Genomic DNA, 19186 nt, shown 5'->3' on the forward strand with positions numbered 1-19186 from the left:
AATCTACCTCCGGGGCGCGTCCGGGTCCTGACCGGGCGCGCTGTCGGGCGCGTCGTCCACCGAGCCGTCGGGCGCGTCGTCCACCGAGCCGTCGGACGCGTCGCCCTCCGGGTCGGGGCTGCGCGCCCCGAGGTGGACGGCCGTCTCGCCGTACCTGCGGGTGTCGAACCCGTGCATCCCGTCGGGCCACGGCGGTGCGGCGCTGCGCGTGGACCGCTCCACGACGACGACGGACTCGACCGTCAGCGCGGGCACCAGCGCCTCGAGCACCTGCGCCAGCGTCGCGTCGGGGACGTCGTACGGCGGGTCCAGCAGCACCAGGTCCCACGGGCCCGGCACGGGCCGCGCGACGTACGCCTCCACCCGGTCCTTGACCACCGCGACGCGGTCCCCCAGGCCGAGGGCGGCGACGTTCTTCCGGCAGACGTCCGCCGCGACCCGCCCCCACTCCACGAGCACCACGTGCGCGGCACCCCGGCTCGCGGCCTCCAGGCCGAGCGCGCCGGACCCCGCGTACCCGTCGAGCACCCGGGCCCCGTCGAGCGCGTCGAGGTGCTCGAGCCGGGAGAACAGCGCCTCGCGCACCCGCTCGCTCGTGGGGCGGGTGCCCTGGGGCGGGACGGCCAGCGTCCGGCCCCCCGCCGATCCGGCCACGATCCGGGTCACGCGCGCCTCCGCTTGTCCGCCTCCGCGCTCTCGGAGGCCTCCGAGAGCCGGTCCATCATCGTCTTCGTGCTGGTGCTCGCGCCCACCGCGAGCGCGATGGCGGCGACCGCCACCTGCACCACCAGCACCGTCGGCACCACCGACCCGAGCACCACGCTGATGATGACCGGCACCATCCCGAGCACCGCGACGTCCGGGCCACGGGACAGCACCGCCGCGACACCGCCGGGCAGCGCGCCCGCGGGGGTCGCGATCAGCGGGCCCTCCCAGTTCGGGGCCGGGCGGTAGGCGGCGCGCACCGCGGCGGCCGCCCACACGGGCGACGCGGCCACGCCGAGCAGCAGCCACGGCAGCACGTCGCCCTCCCAGCGGCCGATCGCCGCGAACGCGACCACGGACCAGAGCAGCATCGCCGCCGCGGGGACGATCAGGCGGGTGCGACGGACCTGCTGCGCGGACAGCGGCAGCAGCCGGTCGACGACGGGCGACATCTCCGCCCGGCGCGCGCCCTCGGACGTCGCGAGCATCGCCACGTAGCCGCTGATCAGCACGGCCAGGACGACACCGAGCACGCCGGCCAGCTGCGGGGTGATGACGACGACCACCGGGACCAGCGCCGAGACCACGAGCTGGACGAGGTGCCGCGGGGAGCGCACCAGCGCCGTGAGGTCGGCGACGACGACCGCCGTGACCGGACCGCGGACCAGCCGCATCCGGCGGACCCGGCGCCGGCGCGGGCGCGCGGCGGAGTCGGTGAGCGCGCGACCGAGCTCGCGGGAGTCCAGCGACGCGACCGCGCCGGCCGCCTGCGTGGCGACCGAGCCGCTCTCGCGCAGGTCGCGGCCCCGGATCCGTCCGAGCCGGGTGTCGAGCCACCAGCCCAGCGCCCCGACGACGACCGCCAGCGCCGCGAGCGCCCACACCGGCACGTCCGGGAGGGCGGACAGCCGCCAGCCCGCGAACGCCGCGCCGAGCGCGAGCACCGGGGCGACGGCGATCACCGCGTCCCCCGCGCCCGCGGTGGTGCGCCGGGCCACGCCGCGGGTCTGCAGGTGGCCGGCGAGCAGCACCAGCGCGGCGCACACGAGTCCCGCCGTGGCACCGAGGCGCAGCACGTGCCCGATGCCGTGGTCCGCGAGCAGGCCGCCGTCGAGCAGCGCCACGACGAGTCCGCCGACGACGCCCGCGACGACCGGCAGGCGCAGCGACGCGGGCCGCAGCAGGCCGCGCCGGTCGACGGGCGTGCCGAGCCACCACGTCGCCTCCGCGCCGCCCGCGCCCACCGGGCCGAGACGCGCGCCGACGGACAGCACCGTGCCGGCGATGACGACCGCGAACACCGCGACGACCGTCGGCAGGCTGATGCCCGTGGGCAGCGCCTGGTCGGGCACGTGCGGCAGCGCGGCGCGCATCTGGCCGGCGACGCCGAGCGCGACGCCGACGCCCACGGCGGTGACCAGCACCGCGTAGTACACGTCGCCGAGGACCTCCCCGAGGCCGGCGCCGGAGCGGCTGCGGGCGACAGCGGCCGTGAACCGCCGGATCGACCGCGCGGCCGGGACGGGGGTCGTGCCGCCGGACGCCTGGACGGCCGGCTCGGGGGCGTCGTCCCAGGACGCGGCGGGGTCGGCCGCGAGGTCGGCGGACGTCGCCGCGAACTCGTCGACCTCGGCGCCGGGCCGCTCGGTCACAGCACGCCCGGCCGCAGCGCCTCGACGGCGTCCGCGACCTTCAGCAGCCGGGACGCGTCGTCGGCGACCAGCACCGCGCGGTCCGCGACCGCGAGCAGCAGCTCCGGGTCGTGGGTCGCGAGCAGCACGGACCCGCCGGACTGCTTCTCCTCGATCAGCCGCTGCGCCAGGTGGTCGCGCATCGCCACGTCGAGCCGCTGCTCGGGCTCGTCGAGCACCAGCAGCGACCGGGGCCGCACCAGGCCCGCGGCGAGCAGCAGGCGACGGCGCTGGCCCGAGGACAGCGCCACGGGCAGCGCGGCGGCGTGCTCGGTCAGCCCGAACTCCTCGAGCACCTCGTCGACCACCGCGTCCGCGCCCTGCACCCCGTGGCCGCGGGCGGTCAGGTACAGGTGCTCCGCGACGGTCAGCGCGGGGAAGTACGCGTCGTCGTCGAGCACGCTCGACACCCGGGTCCGGAAGCCGACCTCGCGCTCGTCGACCGGCCGGCCCAGCACCTCGACCCGGCCGCCGACGGGCTCCAGCAGGCCGAGGACCGCGCGCAGCACGGTCGACTTCCCGGACCCGTTGGCGCCCACGAGCGCCAGGGCCTTCCCGGGCGGGAGGGTGAACGAGACGGGAGCGCACACGGGCTCCCCGCCGTAGCCGACGAGCAGGTCGACGGCACGGATCACGGGCTGCTTCGACACGGGGTGCAGCCTACGCACCGGGCGGGGGTGCCCCGCCGGGACCACCGGCCCCGGCGGAGCCGGCCGCGCCCGCGGGACCGGTCCGGGCTCAGGCGCGCTCGAGGTACTCCTCGCGCTCCCCCGCCAGCATCGTGCGGATCGCCGCCGCGAGCGCCGGGTGGGTCGCCAGCTCCGGGTCGACCTCGACCACCGCGCGCGCGTCCCGGCGCGCGACCTCGATCACGTCGGCGTCGCGGGTGACCCGCAGCAGCCGCAGCGACGTCGCCCCGCCCGACTGCGCCGCGCCGAGCACGTCGCCCTCGCGCCGCAGCTCCAGGTCGACCGCCGCGAGCTCGAACCCGTCGCGCGTGCCCGCCAGGGTCCCGAGCCGGATCGCCGCGGGCGTGCCCTCCGGGGCGTCCGCGACCAGCAGGCAGACCCCGGGCCGGGACCCGCGCCCGATCCGCCCGCGCAGCTGGTGCAGCTGGGAGATGCCGAACCGGTCGGCGTCCAGCACGACCATCACGGTGGCCTCCGGGACGTCCACCCCGACCTCGACCACGGTCGTGGACACCAGCACCGGGACCGCGCCGGACGAGAAGTCGGCGAGCGCGCGGTCCTTCTCCTCCGCCGTCATCCGGCCGTGCAGCACCCCCACGGGCACACCCGCGAGGGCGGCGCCCGACCGCAGCTCCTCGGCGACCTCCAGCACGGCGCGCAACGGCCGCTTCGGGCGCTCGTCGCCCTCGGGCGGGTCGTCCGTCACCAGGTCGGCGCCGTCCCCGTCGTCCCGCGCCCGTCCCGTCGCCGGGTCGGCGTCGATCCGCGGGCACACCACGTACGCCCGGCCGCCGCCGTCGACCTCCTCGCGCACCCGCTGCCAGGTGCGCTCGAGCCAGCCCGGTCGCTGCGCGGGGACGACGTGCGTGGCGACGTCCGCGCGGCCCGCGGGCACCTCGCGCAGCACCGACGTCTCCAGGTCGCCGAACACCGTCATCGCGACGGTGCGCGGGATCGGCGTGGCGGTCATCACCAGCAGGTGCGGGACACCGCCGGCCTTGGCGCGCAGCGCGTCCCGCTGCTCGACGCCGAACCGGTGCTGCTCGTCGACGACCACCAGCCCGAGGTCCGCGAACTGCACGTGCTCGGACAGCAGGGCGTGCGTGCCGACGACGATCCCGGCCGCGCCGCCCGCGGCCTCGGCGAGCGCCGCCCGCCGCGCCGCGGACCCCTGCGAGCCGGTCAGCAGCGTCACCCGGGTCGCGTCCTGCGCGCCGCCGAGCATCCCGCCCTCGGCGAGGTCGCCGAGCAGCCTCCGCAGCGTCCGCACGTGCTGGGCGGCCAGCACCTCGGTCGGCGCGAGCAGGGCCGCCTGCCCGCCCGCGTCCACGACCTGCAGCATCGCGCGGACCGAGACCACCGTCTTGCCCGAGCCGACCTCGCCCTGCAGCAGCCGCTGCATCGGCCGGTCCCCGGCGAGCTCGGCCGCGATCTCGGCACCGACCTCCCGCTGGCCCGCGGTGAGCTCGAACGGCAGCCGGGCGTCGAACGCGTCGAGCAGCCCGCCGGTCCGGGGCGGGCGCGCGACGGCCGCCTGGGCGGCGACCCGCGCGCGACGACGGGCCATCTCGACCTGGAGGACGAAGGCCTCCTCGTACCGCAGGCGCTGCTTCGCCTGCTCCAGCTCGACCTGGTCGTGCGGCCGGTGCAGCGCGTTCAGCGCACCGAACAGCCGGGGCAGGTCGCGGCGCACGGCCAGAGGCAGCGGGTCGGGCACGTCCTCCTCGGTCATCATGTCGAGCACGGACGCCACGAGCGTCGTCATCTGCTTGTTCACCAGGCCGGCGGTCAGCGGGTACACGGGCCGCGGGCGCTCCGCCTCGAGGATCCGCATCGCCTCGTCCACGACGTCGCCCAGGTCCTGCACCTCGTACTCGGGGTGCGTCAGCTGGAGCTGGCCCCGGTACTCCTTGACCACCCCGGAGAACATCCCCGGCGTCCCCGGCGCGAGCTCGCGCTCGATGGTCCGCAGCGCACCCGCGTGCTTGGCGAACCAGGTGAGGTGCACCCGGTGCGGGCCGTTGCGCACGACGACCTCGAGGATGACGCCACCCCGGGACCGCATGGTCCGGGTCGTCGCCTGCTCCACCACCGCGTCGACCGTGACGTGCTCCCCGACGACCAGGTGGTCGATCGGGGTCATCTCGCCCCAGCGCCGCCAGCGCCGCGGGTAGTGCCGGACCAGGTCCCCGAACGTGTGCAGGCCGAGCTTGGCGAGCAGCTTGGTGCCGCGGGTGCCGGCGATCGACGCGACGTCGCGCTCGAGGAACGGCAGGGGGCGGACGACGGCGTCGTCGGGGACGGTCACGGGCGTGCCTCTGCGGGGAAGCTCGACGGGGTGGGCGGGGTGGACGGGTCTGCGGTGGGGGCCGGGTGCGCGGCGCCGGCGGTCAGCGCCAGCCGGAACGCGGGCCCGGCGGGGACGGGCCCGGCCACCTCGACCCGGACACCCGGGTGCGTCGGCGCGAACCGGTCCACGAGGTCGAGGCCGTCGTCGGTGGCCGCACCCGGGCCCAGCAGCACGGTCAGCCGCGCACCCGGGGCGGAGCCCGCGGCCAGGCGGACCGCCGCAGCGAGGGCGGCGTCCGGCCCCGGGGCGGAGGTGGTCGTGGTCGTCCCGGGCTGGGCGTCCGGGTCCGCGTCGCCGACGGCGGCGAGCACCCGGAGGTCGTCGTCCGCGCCCGGGACCGGCGTCCAGCCCTCCCCCGGGTCGACGCCGTCCAGGCGGTCGCCCGGGAGCACGAGCACGGCGGCGGGCCCGTGGGCGCGCGCGGCGCCGGGCGTGGGCGTGGGGGCGTGCGCGGGCACCCCGGCGTCCTGCACCGCGCGCCGGACCGCGGCCCGGACCTCGGCGACCGGCACCCCGTCGGGCACGACGAGGGCCGTCGCGCCGGTGCGGGCCAGTGCCCGGGCGAGGACCGGGTGCGCCGTGCACGCGACCACGGCGCGGGCCTCACCGGCGAGCCTGCCCACGGCGCCCGTCCACCGGCCCCCGCAGCCGGCGACCGCCGCGAGCGCGGCAGCCGGGTCGGCCGTGTGCACGTGCGCGGTGAGCACACCGACGCCGTCGACCACCGCGACGGCGTCGCCGACGGCCGCGAGGGCCGCGCGCAGGTCCGGGCCGCAGGCCGCGTCCGCCCCGTGCAGCACCGCCATCACCTCGAACGCGTCGGGCGCGGGCGGGGCGTCCGACTCCGCCGAGGTCGCCGGCGTCCCCGGGGGCGCGGCCGGGTCCTGCGCCGGGGCGGCGAGCCGGTCGAGCCACGCCACGTCGACCCGCGCGTCCATGCCACCGAGCGCCGCGGCGAGCGCGTCGAGCAGCACCAGCAGCGCGCACGCCCCGGCATCGACCACGCCCGCCCGGTGCAGCACGGGGTGCGCCGCGCTGATCGCGACCAGGTCGGCCCGGCCCGCAGCCGCTCCTGCGCGCAGCAGCCCGGCGTCATCGGGCAGCGCGTCAGCGGCTCGGGCCGGCACCCGGGCGCCGTCGCCCCGCACCCCGACGGCGCCGGCCGCGTCCGCCGCACCGCGCGCCACCCGGGCCGCGACGGTGAGCACCGTGCCGTCCTCGGGCTCGTGCACCGCCGTGCGCGCCGCTGTTGCGGCGCGCACGAGCGAGTCCGGCAGCGCGCCGTGCGGGCCCTCGGCGAGCCCGGCGAGGTAGCGGCTGACGATCACGCCGGAGTTCCCCGGGCCGCGAGCAGCGCCCCGCGGGCGAGCACCCGCAGCACCTCCTCGCCGGGCGCGTCCGGGTCCAGCGCGCGGACCGCCTCGGCCGCGCCGCGCACCGTCAGCAGCACGTTGGTCCCGGTGTCGCCGTCCGCGACCGGGAACACGTTGACCGCGTCGATCCGACCGCGCGCGTCCTCGAGGGCGAGCTCCGCACCGCCCAGCCAGGCGCGCAGCACGTCGGCGTCCACCAGTCGTCCAGGCACGTCCGCGCGCAGTCCTCTCCTCGATCCGGTCGGGCGGCTCCCCCACCGCCCTACTCTGCCGCACCAGCACGACGCACCCCGTCGAGGTCCCCGTCGAGGTCGAGGGGTTCGCACCGCGAGGCGGCCTGGAACGCTCGACCTCGCGCGAAACCCTCGACCTCGACGAGCGCGGAGCGGAGCGGGGAGAGCGAGGAGCCCGGTGTGACGGAGGTCGTTTTGAGGGTCGGCCCCGTCGTGGGCTAGTCTTGTCCGGTTGCCTGGCCACTGCCGGGCACGGGTGGTGTCCTTCGGCCGGTCCTCGGACCACCGGGACGGACGCCCCGAAACCACCAGGACTTGCCGCGCGGGACCCTTCCGAGCGGCGTGCAATGACCGATCAGGAGAAGACCGTGGCTGCCAACTGCGACGTCTGCGCCAAGGGCCGAGCTTCGGGCACAGCATCTCGCACTCGCACGTGCGCACGAAGCGGCGCTGGAACCCGAACATCCAGCGCGTGCGCGTCGTCGTCGCGGGCACCCGGAAGCGGATGAACGTCTGCACCTCGTGCCTCAAGGCCGGCAAGGTGCAGCGCGCCGTCTGACGTCAGACCGACCGAAGGCCCGTGCGGTTCGCCGCGCGGGCCTTCGTGCTGCCCGGGGGCCTGCGGCGCGCCGATCCGGTGTGGCACCCTGAGCGCATGAGCGAGCAGCGGCGCGAGCACACGGTCCGGCCTGCGGAGGCGGGGGACGCGGCGGGGATCGCCCGCGTGCACGTGCTGAGCCTCCAGCAGGCCTACGTCGGGATCGTCCCGGGCGACTACCTCGACGCCCTCGACGTCGAGAAGCGCGCCGAGGAGTGGCGGCGGGACCTGTCCCCCGGGCACCGGGTGCGCGCGTGGGTCGCGGTCGCGGACGACGACGTCCTCGGCTTCGTCTCGACGGGTCCGTCCCTGGACGAGGACGCCGACCCCGGGACGCTCCAGGTCTACGCCACCTACCTCGACCCCGAGGTCTGGGGCTCGGGCGCGGCCCGCGAGCTGCTGCGCACCGCCCTCGAGGGCATCGGGCCGCGGACCGCCGTCACCCTGTGGGTGTTCGCGGAGAACGAGCGCGCCCGGCACTTCTACCGTCGGCACGGGTTCCAGCCGGACGGGGTCGAGCGCACCGAGGACGTCGGCGGCACCGAGCTGCTGCCGCTGCGGTACCGGCGGCGCTGACTCGGCTCACCTACGCACCCTCAACGAGACCCGACCCCGCACCCACCCTGCTGCGCACGGCACTCACCGCGCCCGGAGAGCGCCTCTGGGTGGTCGTGCCGTTGCTAGACACGGGTCCGCCGTCGAACGTCGACGACCGCGGCAGCGCGGACCCGAAAGAAGCACCCCATGACAACGCACATCCAGAACGACCGTGGCAGGGGAGGTCGTGGCCGGTTCGGTGTCGGCCTCGTCGTGGCCTCGGCACTGGCTCTGACCGCCACTGTCCCCCTCGGCGCCGTCGCGGCGGGAGCCGCGACGCCCTCGCTCTCCCAGGACGACTTCAAGAACACGATCACCGGGCTGACCGCGGACCTCATGTGGAGCGCGGGCTACGAGGGACCGCACGGCGAGAACGTCTGGCACCGCGGCGCCCCTGGGCAGACCTTCCCCGGCACGCAGCGGGTGGCCGTCGCGCCGCTGAACGAGGCAGCGATCACCACCCCGGTGTGGAACGCCGACACCGCTTACCCCAAGGGCAGCGTCGTCCAGATGAACGGCAAGCTCTACACCGCGAAGTGGTGGGTCGAGAAGACACCCCCCGGGGCGATGAGCGCGCCTCGCGAGTTCCCGTGGGCCCACGGACCGGCTCTGGTCGGCGACCTGCTCGCGGACTACCAGTTCACGCCGTGGACCGGCACGAAGGCGACGAACCACCAGCGGCAGGAGCGGAGCGCCGAGCGGCTGTCGACGCGCGTCGTCGGGTACTTCCCCGAGTGGGGGATCTATGACGCCCACGACAACTACGGCGTCGAGGACGTTCCCTTCGAGGAGATCACCCACCTCAACTACGGCTTCGCCGCTCTCAAGGAGTCCACCCCCGGCGCCGGGGACTGGACGCTGCAGGCGTTCGACGAGGGCGCCGCGCTCGGCCCAGACGGCCTCTACCGCCAGGTCGCCGAGGCGACGGCCCGTCACGGCGTCCGCAACGTGCTGTCCGTGGGCGGCTGGAACAACAGCGTCGACGCGCAGTGGCAGGACGCCACCCGGACCGTGGAGCAGCGTGAGCAGCTCTCGCGCGGCATCGTCGACTTCATGCTCGCCCACGGCTTCAGCGCCCTGGACGTCGACTGGGAGTACCCGGCCAGCAGCACCGACGCCGACCAGTTCGAGGACCTCATCGTCCGACTGCGCGCCCTGCTCACGGAGCGAGGGCTGCAGGACGACGCGTACTACCCGCTGTCGGTCGCCGTCACCCCCAACCACACGAAGATGGAGTTCATCAAGCCGAAGGCCGTCGTCGACCTCGTCGACTCGATCAACGTGATGTCGTACGACTTCCACGGGGCGTTCGACCCGGTGACGGGGCACAACTCGCCGCTGTACGCCGGGTCGCTCGTCGAGGACCAGAAGCTCGACGTCGAGAGCGCGATGGACGAGTTCCACACGACGTGGGGCGTGCCGAAGCACCGCCTGCTCGCCGGGATCGGCTTCTACGGCCGCGGGTGGGGCGAGGTCGAGCCGACCGAGCTGATCCCCGGCCTGCCGGGTCTCGGCGCGCCGGGCTCCGCCACGGTGAAGGGGCAGTGGGACGACGAGGGCGAGGCCACCGGCACGAACCCCTGGTACCGCCTCCGCGAGCTGGAGAGCGACCCGGCGTTCACGAAGTTCTGGGACGACGAGGCGAAGGTCCCCTACCTCTACAGCAGCACGACCAAGGAGTTCTTCACGTACGACGACCCTGCGTCGATCCAGCACAAGGTCGACTTCATCCGCGAGAACGAGTACGGCGGCGCGATCATCTGGGAGCTCTCCGGCGACTCGCGCGAGCACGAGCTCTCCTCGATCGTCGGCTCGCTGCTCGACGACACGTCCGTGGCCACCCCGGAGCTGATCACGCAGAAGAACAACTCCTCGTTCCAGGTCACGCTCCGGATGCCGACCGCCGACTTCGCCGAGATGCCGCGGCACGTCGTGCGTGTCGGCGGCACCGACCTGTTCGAGATCCACCGGGGCCAGGCCCGCTACGCGACGGTCACGCAGTCGGGGTCGAACACGATCGTCACCGCGCATGTCTGGGGCGAGGGGAAGAAGGACCTGATCGTCTACCGCGTGCCCGGTGAGCTCGGTGAGGACACGGGCGTCGGCGAGGAGGTCGCCTGGGGCGAAGCTGAACTTCATGTACTCGACGACGCTCGGCGAGAGCCGGGCCGTGAAGCAGCTCGTCTGGGCCGACGGCGAGTTGACCGTCTCGCTCGACAAGGCCCAGTTCGACCGCAAGAGCCGCTTCGTGGTGGCCGTGAACGGCGCCTACGTGGCCGAGACGTACGCGGGCCAGGCGTACGAGGCCACCGCCACCGCCGACGGCGACCTCGTGCACGTGACCAAGCAGCTGGACCTCGCCCCCGGCGACGTCCTCGAGGTCCGGATCACCGACCTGACCCCCGGCGAGACGACCGAGTTCTACCAGACCCTGGCGAGCTTCACCGTGCCGGGGGCGGAGCCGGAGCCCACGCCGGAGCCGGAGCCGGAGCCGGAGCCGGAGCCCACGCCGGAGCCGGAGCCGACCGTCCCCGCCGCGGGCGTGCCCTACGCCACGGCGTCCACCACGCGGATCCCCTCGGGGGTCGTGCTCGGTGACGGCACCGCGACCCACACCCTGTCGGTCACCTTGAAGGACGCCAACGGAGACGCCGTGACGGGCCTGGCCGGCGCGCAGTTCCCCGCCGAGGTGAAGGTCGCCGGCATCGACGCGAAGATCGGCGCGTTCAGGGAGAGCGGATCGGGCATGTACTACGCGTACGTCACCTCGACGCAGGCCGGCACCGCGACCATCACCGCCTCCCTGGACGGAACCGCGATCGGTGCGCCCGTCTTCGCCGAGTTCAGCCAGTACGTGCCGGGCAAGGCCGACAAGAGCAAGTCCAGCATCCGCGTCACGTCCGACTCCCAGCTCCCGGACGGCAAGCAGGCCCACACCGTCACCGTCATCCTCAAGGACGCCTCGGGCAAGGCCGTCACCGGCCAGTCCGCGCAGCTCCCGATCGACGTCACCTTCAAGGAGAAGGTCGGCACCACCTACGTCGCCACCGACAAGCTGACGACGTCCACCTGGAAGGAGACCTCGACCCCGGGCACCTACGAGATGCCCGTCACCTCGACCACCCAGGGAACCTTCGTCGTCTACGGCCACCTCAACGGGTCGCAGATCGCGACCGGGACCTCCGTGTTCACCTACGGGCCCGCCCCGACGGGCATCGTCGACACCACCCGGTCGACCAGCCGGATCGCCAGCGGGACCGTGCTCGGTGACGGCACCGCCACCCACACCGTCACGGTCACCCTCAAGGACGCAGCGGGCAACCCCGTCACCGGCCTCGCCGGCGCGAAGTTCCCCGCCACGACCACCCTCAACGCGTCCGGTGCCAAGGTCGGCTCGTTCATCGAGAGCGCCGCGAAGGGCACCTACTACGCCTACCTCACCTCGACCGAGCCCGGCGTGGTGTCGGTCGACATCACCCTCGACGGCAAGGCCATCGGCGCCACCAACAAGGCCGAGTTCAGCGAGTACGTCCCCGGCCAGGCCGACCGGTCCACGTCGAGCACCAAGGTCCTGGCCGGCTCCAAGCTGGCCGACGGCCGCGACGCGCACACCATCGTCGTGAACCTCAAGGACGCCGCCGGCAAGATCATCACCGGCAAGGCCGGGGCGGCCATGCCCGTGACGATCACGCTCTCCGGTGCTCAGGGAGCGGCCACCACCGGCCTGTCGGTGTCCCCGTTCGTCGAGACCCCGGTCAAGGGCACCTACGAGGCCAAGGTCACCTCCACGACGGCCGGCACCTTCCACGCCACCGGCCGCCTCGACACCGGCCAGCTCGCGGTGAGCGGCACGGCCATGTCCTTCCTGGACAACAAGGTCGGCTGACCCCACCCGCAGGACCACGGCGGGCGCCCCGCCGGTGCGACGAGCACCGGCGGGACGCCCGGCGGTCACCGCCCGAAGTGGTCCCACCCGGGGCTCGTGTCCGTGGGGGCGCCGGCCACCACTACCGTCCCCGCGGGCGCGTCGGGCCCCGGCTCGCGCACGGTCCCGATCGCCCGGAAGCCCACGGGCAGCACGCCCGGCGGGAACGTGGCGAGCAGCCCGTGGTCCTCGCCGCCGCCGAGCACCCAGGCGCGCGCGTCCCCGCCGACCGCTCGCGCCGCGCGGTCCACCGCCACGAGGTCCGCCGCCAGCACGTCCGCCGGGTCCGCGAGATCGAGCACGACCCCGCTGGCGGCCGCGACCCGGCCCGCGTCGCGCAGCAGCCCGTCGGACACGTCGAGCATCGCCGTCGCGCCCGCCCGGGCCGCGGCCGGGCCGGCGGTGAGCGGCGGCTCCGGGCGGCGGTGCACCCGGACCACGTGCGGGTCGACGTCCGCGCGCCCGGCCTCCAGGAGCGCCAGGCCCGCGGCGGACCGTCCGACGGTCCCCGCGAGCGCCAGCACGTCCCCGGGGCGCGCACCGGACCGCAGCACCGGGTCGAGTCCCCCGAGGTCGCCGTGCACGGTGACGGCGACCACGACCGCGTCGCCGCCGGACAGGTCGCCGCCGACGACACCGGCCCCCACGGTCGCGCAGGCGGCCGCGAGGCCCCGGGCCAGGCCCTCGACCCACGCCACGGTCAGGTCGCCGGGCACCACGAGCGCGACCACGAGCGCCGTCGGCCGCGCGCCCATCGCCGCGACGTCCGCGAGGTTCTGCATCGCGGCACGCCAGCCGACGTCCTCCCCCGACGACCAGCCGAGCCGGAAGTGCCGGTCCTGGACCAGCACGTCCGTCGAGACGACGAACCGGCCGTCCGGGGCGGCGAGCAGCGCGGCGTCGTCGCCCGGGCCGACCAGGGTGTCACCGCCGGCGGGCAGCAGGGGGAAGATCCGCCCGAGCAGCTGGGTCTCGGTGAGGTCCGCCACGTGGGGTCCGGGAGAGGCTGCGGGGTCGGTCACGCCGGACACGGTAGTGCCGCGGGCCGGGTTAGGTTGGCGCGGTGACCCTCGTTCCCCGCCCCGCCGTGACGTCCGCGGCGCTGCTGCTCCTGGCGGTCCCGCTCCTGGCGGGCTGCGCGCAGTCCGTCGGCGTCGCGGTCGCCCCGTACGCGACGGACCCGGACTGCGCCCGGGTCGTCCTGACCGTGCCCGAGTCGCTGGGCGACGGGCTCGCCGAGCACCGGACGACCAGCCAGGCGACCGCCGCGTGGGGCGACCCCGCGGACCCGGTGACGCTGCGGTGCGGCGTCGAGGTGCCCGGTCCGACCACGGAGCAGTGCGTGACCGTCGAGACGGCGAGCGGGACGACCATCGACTGGCTGGTGCGCGCGGACGCGGAGCCCGCGGACGGCGCCGGCGACGACCCGGACCTGGCGCTCGACCCGGGCTCGTCCGACTGGACGTTCGTGACCTACGGCCGCGACCCGGCGGTCGAGGTCCACGTGCCGGCGTCGGTGGTGGCCGAGCGGTCGACGTCGTTCCTCGACGCCCTCAGCCCCGCGATCGCCCAGGTGGAGGCGACGCGCTCCTGCCTGTGAGCCGTGCGACCCGGGGCGCGGGGGCTCAGCGCAGCCCGGTCGGCCGCTCGAGCGCGAGCTGCAGCAGCTCGTCCAGCAGGTCGGCGTAGGCGAGCCCGCTCTGCTGCCACATCCGCGGGTACATCGAGAACGGCGTGAACCCGGGCATCGTGTTGATCTCGTTGACCACGACCTGGCCGTCGGGGGTGACGAACACGTCGACCCGCGCGAGGCCCTCGCAGTCGACGGCCTCGAACGTCCGGACCGCGACGTCCTGCACGCGGGCGATGACGTCGTCCGGCAGGTCCGCCGGGCAGGACAGCCGGACGGCGGCCTCGTCGAGGTACTTGGCCTCGAAGTCGTAGAACCCGTGCGACCCGTCGGTGACGACGATCTCCCCCGGCAGCGACGCCCGGGGGCGAGCGCCTCCCCGGCCGCCGAGCACCGCGCACTCGATCTCGCGCCCGACGATCCCGGCCTCGACGACCACCTTCGGGTCGTGCTCCTGCGCGGTGGCGACGGCGGCGTCGAGGGCGGCCGGGTCCACCACGCGGGTGATGCCGATGCTGGAACCGCCGCGGGCGGGCTTGACGAACAGCGGCAGGCCGAGCGCGGCGATCCGGGCGCGCACCCCGTCGCGGTCCTGGGCCAGGTCGTCGCCGCGCAGCGTGACGAACGGCCCCACGGGCAGCCCGGCGCCGGCGAGCGCGACCTTCATGAAGTGCTTGTCCATGCCGACCGCGGAGGCGAGCACGCCCGCGCCGACGTACCGGACATCGGCGAGCTCGAGCATGCCCTGGAGCGTGCCGTCCTCCCCGAACGGGCCGTGCAGCAGGGGCAGCACCACGTCGACCTCGCCGATCGCGGTCGCGGGCGAGCCGGCCTCGAGGACGCGCAGCTCGCGGGAGCCGGCCTCCTGGGGCAGCAGCACCTGCTCGGGCGTGGCCTCGACCTCGGGGAGCCGGCCGTCGACGATCGCCCAGCGGTCCGGGTCGTCGGCGACGCGCACCCAGCGGCCCTGCGGGGTGATGCCGATGGGCAGCACGTCGTACCGCTCGCGGTCGACCGCCCGCAGCACGGCGCCGGCGGTGGCGCAGGAGATCGCGTGCTCGCTGGACCGCCCCCCGAACAGGACGAGCACCCGCGGGCGCGTCGGCGTGGACGGGGTCTGGGGCAGTTCGGTGCTGGACATCGCCCGCGAGCCTATCCGCTGGGTGGGACGGTCCGGGCCCGGGCCGCCGACCGGGGGCTACCCTGCGCGCGTGACCGACGCGCACCCGACCCACCCGTCCGCCCTGGCCCCCGAGACCGTCGCGGTGACCACCGGCCGCCCGGCGCGCACGCAGGGCGCCCCGGTGAACCCGCCGGTCGTGCTGTCCTCGACGTACGTCTCGCAGGGCGTCCCGCAGCCGGGCGAGCTGATGTACGCCCGCGCGGACACCGAGACCTGGGGGCCGTTCGAGCTGACCCTCGGCGCCCTGGAGCGGTCGGCGAACCCCGCGCTGGTCCTCGGCTCGGGCATGGCGGCGATCGCCGCGGCCCTGTCGCTGGTGCCTCGCGGCGGCCGGCTGGTCCTGCCCCGGCACGCGTACCAGGTGACCCTCGGGTACGCCCTCGACCTCGCCGAGCGGTCCGACGTCGAGCTGCAGCAGGTCGACATCGCCGACACGGACGCGGTGGTCGCCGCGCTGGACCCGGCCGCCTCGCCGACGGGCCGCACGACGTCGCTGCTGTGGGTCGAGTCGCCCACCAACCCGATGCTCGAGGTCGCCGACCTGCCCGCGCTGATCGCCGCCGGGCACGCGGTCGGCGCGCTGGTCGGCGTCGACAACACCTTCGCGACGCCGCTGGTGCAGCGGCCGCTGACGCTGGGCGCCGACGTCGTCATCCACTCGGTGACGAAGTACCTCGCCGGGCACAGCGACGTCGTCCTCGGCGCGGCGCTGGCCGACGACCCCGAGCTGCACGAGCGGCTGCACACCTACCGGACGGTGCACGGCGCCATCGCCGGGCCGTTCGAGGTCTACCTCGCGCTGCGCGGCGTGCGCACCCTGGCGCTGCGGGTCGAGCGGTCGCAGGCCAACGCGCTGGAAGCTCGCGCGTCGCCTCGCGGAGCACCCGGGTGTCGTCGAGGTGCGTCACCCCGGGCTGCCGGGCGACCCGGGCCACGCCCGCGCGGCGGCGCAGATGGACGGCTTCGGCTCGATCATCGGGCTGCGTCCCGCCGGCGGGGCCGCGGGGGCGGACGCGCTCGTCGCGGCGCTGCGGCTGTGGGTGCCCGCGACGAGCCTCGGCGGCGTGGAGTCGAGCATCGAGCGCCGGCGCCGGTTCGCCACCGAGTCCCCGACGGTGCCCGAGGACCTGCTGCGGATGTCGGTCGGCATCGAGGACGTCGAGGACCTCTGGGCGGACCTGGACGCCGCGCTCCGCGCCTGAGAGCCGGCGTCGGGGACGCCCGCCCCGGGTCGTTCAGGCCAGCTCGGGCTTGCGGGGGCGGCCCAGGAGCAGCGGGGCCAGGGCGTCGACGGGCAGGCCCTCGTGCAGGACCTGCACCACGGCGTGCGTGATCGGCATCTCGACGCCGGCGCGCTCGGCCAGGTCCAGGACCGACCGGGAGGACTTGACCCCCTCGGCGGTGCCACCGGTCGCGGTGATCGCCTCGTCCAGGCCGAGCCCGCGCCCGACGTGCAGCCCGAGCCGGTGGTTCCGGGAGTCCGGCGACGCGCACGTGGCCATCAGGTCGCCCATGCCGGCGAGCCCGGGGAACGTCTCCGCGCGCGCGCCGAGCGCCTGCCCGAGCCGCGTGATCTCCACCAGCCCGCGGGTGATGACGGTCGCCATCGTGTTGTAGCCGAGCCCGCGCCCCTGCGAGATGCCGACGGCCAGGGCGATGACGTTCTTGACGGCACCGCAGAAGCTCGACGCCGACGACGTCGTCGTTCGTGTACGGCCGGAAGTACCCGGTCGCGCACGCGGCGGCGACCCGCTCGGCGGTGCGCGGGTCGGTGGCGGCCACGACGGTGGCGGTCGGCTGCCGGGCGGCGATCTCCGCGGCGAGGTTCGGGCCCGACAGCACGGCGACCCGGTCCGCGGGGATCGCGAGGGACTCCGCGATGACCTCGCTCATCCGGCGGTCCGTGGCGAGCTCGACGCCCTTCATCAGCGACACCACGACCGCGTCGGGCGCGAGCGCGTCGGCCAGCGGCGCGAGCACCGCCCGGGCGGACTGCGAGGGGACGGCGACCGCCACCACGTCGGCGCCCTCGACGGCAGCCCGCGGGTCGGCGTCGGCCGTGACCCGCGCCGGCAGGTCCACGCCGGGGAGGTAGCGCTCGTTGCGGTGCTGCCCGGCGATGTCCGCGACCACCGTGGCGTCGCGGCCCCAGACGGTCACGTCGCAGCCCGCGTCGGCGAGCACCGCGGCGAACGTCGTGCCCCACGCACCGGCTCCGAGGACGGCCGCGCGCGTCACGGGCGGTCCGCCGCAGTGCCGTCCGCCGCAGGGCCGTCCGCCGCGGTGCCGTCCACCGCCGCGCCGCCCGGGCGCCGCATGTCGAACGGCCGCGCGGGCGGCGCCCCCTCCCGGATGTCGGCCAGCAGCGCGGTGATCGCCGCCATCACGCGGGCGGTCGCCTCGCGCAGCGTCGCGGCGTCGTGCGGGCGGTCGTACAGGTCGCTGAGGTCGACGGGTGGGCCCGCGACGATCGTGACCCGCTTGGGCGGGAACGGCTTGAACACCTTGGCGTACCGGCCGAGCAGGTCCTGCGCGCCCCACTGCGCGACGGGGACCACCGGCACCCGGGAGCTGAGCGCGAGCCGGGCGACGCCGGTCTTGGCGACCATCGGCCACAGGTCGGGGTCGCGGGTCAGCGTGCCCTCGGGGAACACCGCCACGCACTCCCCCTCGCCGAGGGCGGCCTCCGCCGCGCGCAGCGAGTCACCGGCCTGGGAGGTGTTCCGGTAGACGGGGATCTGCCCCGACGCGCGCAGCACCCAGCCGACGACCGGGACGGTGAACAGCGACGACTTCGCGAGGATCTTCGGTGCGACGCCGTTGTCGTACAGGTAGTGCGCGAACGTGATCGGGTCGACGTTGGTCATGTGGTTGCTCGCCGCGATGAACCCCGTGCCGGTGGGCAGGTGCTCGGTGCCGCGCCAGTCGCGCCGCGTGATCCCGTAGAGCACGGGACGCAGGATGCGGGCGATGTTCCGGTAGGCGCGGTTGGCGCGGGGCGGGTGCACGGGAGCCGATGCTACCCGGGCGGGTCCGCGGGGCCGGTGTGCGTCCGGCGCCCGGATTTGGCACTATCGGACCTGGTCCGGTGGGGATGATCCCGCCGGGACCGACCGCGCATCGTTGGGACGAAGCGAGCCGCGCGAGCAGAACCGCGCGACGCCTGTGCTGCGTCGCGCGCCGGCTCCGGAGCACGCATGTCCCTGTCGACCCGTCCCCCCACCTCCCCGTCCGACCGCCGGTCCCTCCCGGCGCCGGGCACCTTCCACCTCCTCGCCGACGGCTCCCTGACCTGGACGCCGGACGTCTTCCGGCTGCACGGGTTCGAGCCGGGCGACGTGGTCCCCTCGGCGGACCTGATGCTGGCCCACTGCCACCGCGACGACCGGCCCGCGCTGGCCGCGGTGCTCCGCGGGGCGCCCTCCGCCGCCGACACCGGCCGCTCGGTCCGCTACCGCCTGCTGGACGCGACGGGCGGCGAGCACGCGGTGCTCGCCGTGCTCACGGCACCTGCGCCGGCCGTCCCGGGCGACGACCCGGCAGCCGGCGCGGCGGGCGCGCTGGGCGTGCTGGTGGACCTGGGCGCGGAGATCGGCGCCACCGCCGCGCGCCGCGCCGACGACATGCTGTCCGCGGCGATCGCGTCGCGGGAGGTCATCGACCAGGCGAAGGGCGCGGCCATGCTCGCCTACGGGCTGGACGGCGACGCGGCGTTCGACCTGCTGCGCTGGCACTCCGAGCACCTCAACGTGAAGGTCCGGACGCTGGCGGAGCGCCTGCTGGCCGCGCTGCCCGGGCGCCCCGACGGGTCCGACCCGCGCGAGCTGCTGGACGCGGCCCTCGCGAGCCTCGCCGGCGGATCGGTCGACCCGGCGACGTCCGCGGCCGGCGCCGGCGTCCAGGGTGCGGCAAGCACCGCCGCTCCCCGCCCGTCGCGGCTCGTCGTGCACCACGCCCCCGAGGGCCGCACGGTGCACGTGCGCCTGGTGGGGGTCGTGGACGGCGCCACCGCCCCGGAGCTCGTCGCCGGCCTCGCCGAGGCGCTGCGCGCGGTGCCGGCCCGGGGTCGGCTGGTCCTCGACGCCTCGGCGCTGCACCGGATCGGCCCGGTCGCCGCCCTGCACCTGACCCGGCTGCGCCGCCGCGCCGAGCACGCGGGCGTGCAGGTCCAGGTGGTCACGCCGGACGGGGCGACGCCGGGGAGGTGACCAC

Annotated in this window: 14 protein-coding genes and 3 pseudogenes; 7 read left to right on the top strand and 10 right to left on the bottom strand. The window is 75.8% G+C overall.

Translation table 11 applies throughout. The features are described 5' to 3' along the window. Positions 1 to 3 precede the first annotated feature (3 nt). From rsmD to AC1VL8_RS17775, 6 genes are all read right to left on the bottom strand, one after another. The gene (gene rsmD / locus AC1VL8_RS17750; protein WP_483076085.1) at positions 4 to 666 is read right to left on the bottom strand and encodes a 16S rRNA (guanine(966)-N(2))-methyltransferase RsmD; all 663 of its coding nucleotides are present in this window, start codon (positions 664 to 666) and stop codon (positions 4 to 6) included. Next, on the bottom strand, positions 663 to 2357 hold the full coding sequence (locus tag AC1VL8_RS17755) for a DUF6297 family protein (RefSeq protein ID WP_483076086.1): 1695 nt from the start codon (positions 2355 to 2357) through the stop codon (positions 663 to 665). Before AC1VL8_RS17755 ends, rsmD begins: the two co-directional genes overlap by 4 nt. Continuing rightward, positions 2354 to 3046 carry an ABC transporter ATP-binding protein gene (locus AC1VL8_RS17760; protein WP_483076087.1) on the bottom strand — a complete coding sequence of 231 codons (693 nt, stop codon included), beginning with the start codon at positions 3044 to 3046 and terminating at the stop codon, positions 2354 to 2356. Before AC1VL8_RS17760 ends, AC1VL8_RS17755 begins: the two co-directional genes overlap by 4 nt. Before the next feature lie 88 nt (positions 3047 to 3134). Then, the gene (locus AC1VL8_RS17765; RefSeq protein ID WP_483076088.1) at positions 3135 to 5393 is read right to left on the bottom strand and encodes an ATP-dependent DNA helicase RecG; all 2259 of its coding nucleotides are present in this window, start codon (positions 5391 to 5393) and stop codon (positions 3135 to 3137) included. Continuing rightward, a complete protein-coding gene (locus AC1VL8_RS17770) occupies positions 5390 to 6763 on the bottom strand; it encodes a hypothetical protein (RefSeq protein ID WP_483076089.1) in 1374 nt (457 codons plus the stop codon). Before AC1VL8_RS17770 ends, AC1VL8_RS17765 begins: the two co-directional genes overlap by 4 nt. After that, positions 6760 to 7020, bottom strand: coding sequence for a DAK2 domain-containing protein (locus tag AC1VL8_RS17775; protein WP_483076090.1), 261 nt, complete (start codon positions 7018 to 7020; stop codon positions 6760 to 6762). Before AC1VL8_RS17775 ends, AC1VL8_RS17770 begins: the two co-directional genes overlap by 4 nt. A 389-nt stretch (positions 7021 to 7409) precedes the next feature. On the opposite strand from AC1VL8_RS17775, the pseudogene rpmB reads away from it, so the two are divergent. The 4 genes and pseudogenes from rpmB (at position 7410) to AC1VL8_RS17795 (ending at position 12122) form a co-directional block, all read left to right on the top strand. After that, positions 7410 to 7600, top strand: a pseudogene (gene rpmB / locus AC1VL8_RS17780) (50S ribosomal protein L28). Positions 7601 to 7696: 96 nt separating this feature from the next. After that, positions 7697 to 8215, top strand: coding sequence for a GNAT family N-acetyltransferase (locus AC1VL8_RS17785; RefSeq protein WP_483076091.1), 519 nt, complete (start codon positions 7697 to 7699; stop codon positions 8213 to 8215). A 168-nt stretch (positions 8216 to 8383) separates the two neighbouring features. After that, positions 8384 to 10834: a glycosyl hydrolase family 18 protein gene (locus AC1VL8_RS17790; protein ID WP_483076092.1), complete on the top strand. Its 2451-nt coding sequence runs from the start codon at positions 8384 to 8386 to the stop codon at positions 10832 to 10834. Beyond that, the gene (locus AC1VL8_RS17795) at positions 10824 to 12122 is read left to right on the top strand and encodes an Ig-like domain-containing protein (protein WP_483076273.1); all 1299 of its coding nucleotides are present in this window, start codon (positions 10824 to 10826) and stop codon (positions 12120 to 12122) included. The genes AC1VL8_RS17790 and AC1VL8_RS17795 overlap by 11 nt, the downstream gene beginning before the upstream one ends. A gap of 65 nt (positions 12123 to 12187) precedes the next feature. Here the strand turns inward: AC1VL8_RS17795 and AC1VL8_RS17800 are convergent, their stop codons facing one another. Next, entirely contained in the window at positions 12188 to 13183 is a 996-nt protein-coding gene (locus tag AC1VL8_RS17800) for a thiamine-phosphate kinase (RefSeq protein ID WP_483076093.1), read from the bottom strand. A gap of 41 nt (positions 13184 to 13224) precedes the next feature. On the opposite strand from AC1VL8_RS17800, the gene AC1VL8_RS17805 reads away from it, so the two are divergent. Next, positions 13225 to 13761, top strand: a complete 537-nt coding sequence (locus AC1VL8_RS17805; RefSeq protein ID WP_483076094.1) for a DUF3515 family protein — start codon at positions 13225 to 13227, stop codon at positions 13759 to 13761. A 25-nt stretch (positions 13762 to 13786) separates the two neighbouring features. Here the strand turns inward: AC1VL8_RS17805 and AC1VL8_RS17810 are convergent, their stop codons facing one another. Continuing rightward, positions 13787 to 14932, bottom strand: coding sequence for a D-alanine--D-alanine ligase family protein (locus AC1VL8_RS17810; RefSeq protein WP_483076095.1), 1146 nt, complete (start codon positions 14930 to 14932; stop codon positions 13787 to 13789). 70 nt (positions 14933 to 15002) lie between these two features. Between AC1VL8_RS17810 and AC1VL8_RS17815 the strand changes: the two are divergent. Next, positions 15003 to 16176: pseudogene (locus AC1VL8_RS17815) on the top strand (trans-sulfuration enzyme family protein). Positions 16177 to 16209: 33 nt separating this feature from the next. On the opposite strand, the pseudogene AC1VL8_RS17820 reads toward AC1VL8_RS17815, so the two are convergent. Both AC1VL8_RS17820 and AC1VL8_RS17825 read right to left on the bottom strand, forming a co-directional pair. After that, a pseudogene (locus AC1VL8_RS17820) lies at positions 16210 to 17212 on the bottom strand (NAD(P)H-dependent glycerol-3-phosphate dehydrogenase). Beyond that, on the bottom strand, positions 17209 to 17982 hold the full coding sequence (locus AC1VL8_RS17825) for a lysophospholipid acyltransferase family protein (protein WP_483076096.1): 774 nt from the start codon (positions 17980 to 17982) through the stop codon (positions 17209 to 17211). Before AC1VL8_RS17825 ends, AC1VL8_RS17820 begins: the two are co-directional and overlap by 4 nt. A gap of 189 nt (positions 17983 to 18171) precedes the next feature. Between AC1VL8_RS17825 and AC1VL8_RS17830 the strand changes: the two genes are divergently transcribed. Further along, positions 18172 to 19182, top strand: a complete 1011-nt coding sequence (locus tag AC1VL8_RS17830; protein WP_483076097.1) for an ANTAR domain-containing protein — start codon at positions 18172 to 18174, stop codon at positions 19180 to 19182. Positions 19183 to 19186 lie beyond the last annotated feature (4 nt).

The sequence above is a fragment of the Cellulomonas sp. KU4C genome (genome assembly GCF_056868065.1).

Excerpts from the sequence above, each read along its gene's own strand:
- AC1VL8_RS17785 (WP_483076091.1), top strand. The coding sequence starts at position 7,697 with ATGAGCGAGCAGCGGCGCGAGCACACGGTCCGGCCTGCGGAGGCGGGG.
- AC1VL8_RS17790 (WP_483076092.1), top strand. The coding sequence starts at position 8,384 with ATGACAACGCACATCCAGAACGACCGTGGCAGGGGAGGTCGTGGCCGG.
- AC1VL8_RS17810 (WP_483076095.1), bottom strand. The coding sequence starts at position 14,932 with ATGTCCAGCACCGAACTGCCCCAGACCCCGTCCACGCCGACGCGCCCG.
- AC1VL8_RS17830 (WP_483076097.1), top strand. The coding sequence starts at position 18,172 with ATGTCCCTGTCGACCCGTCCCCCCACCTCCCCGTCCGACCGCCGGTCC.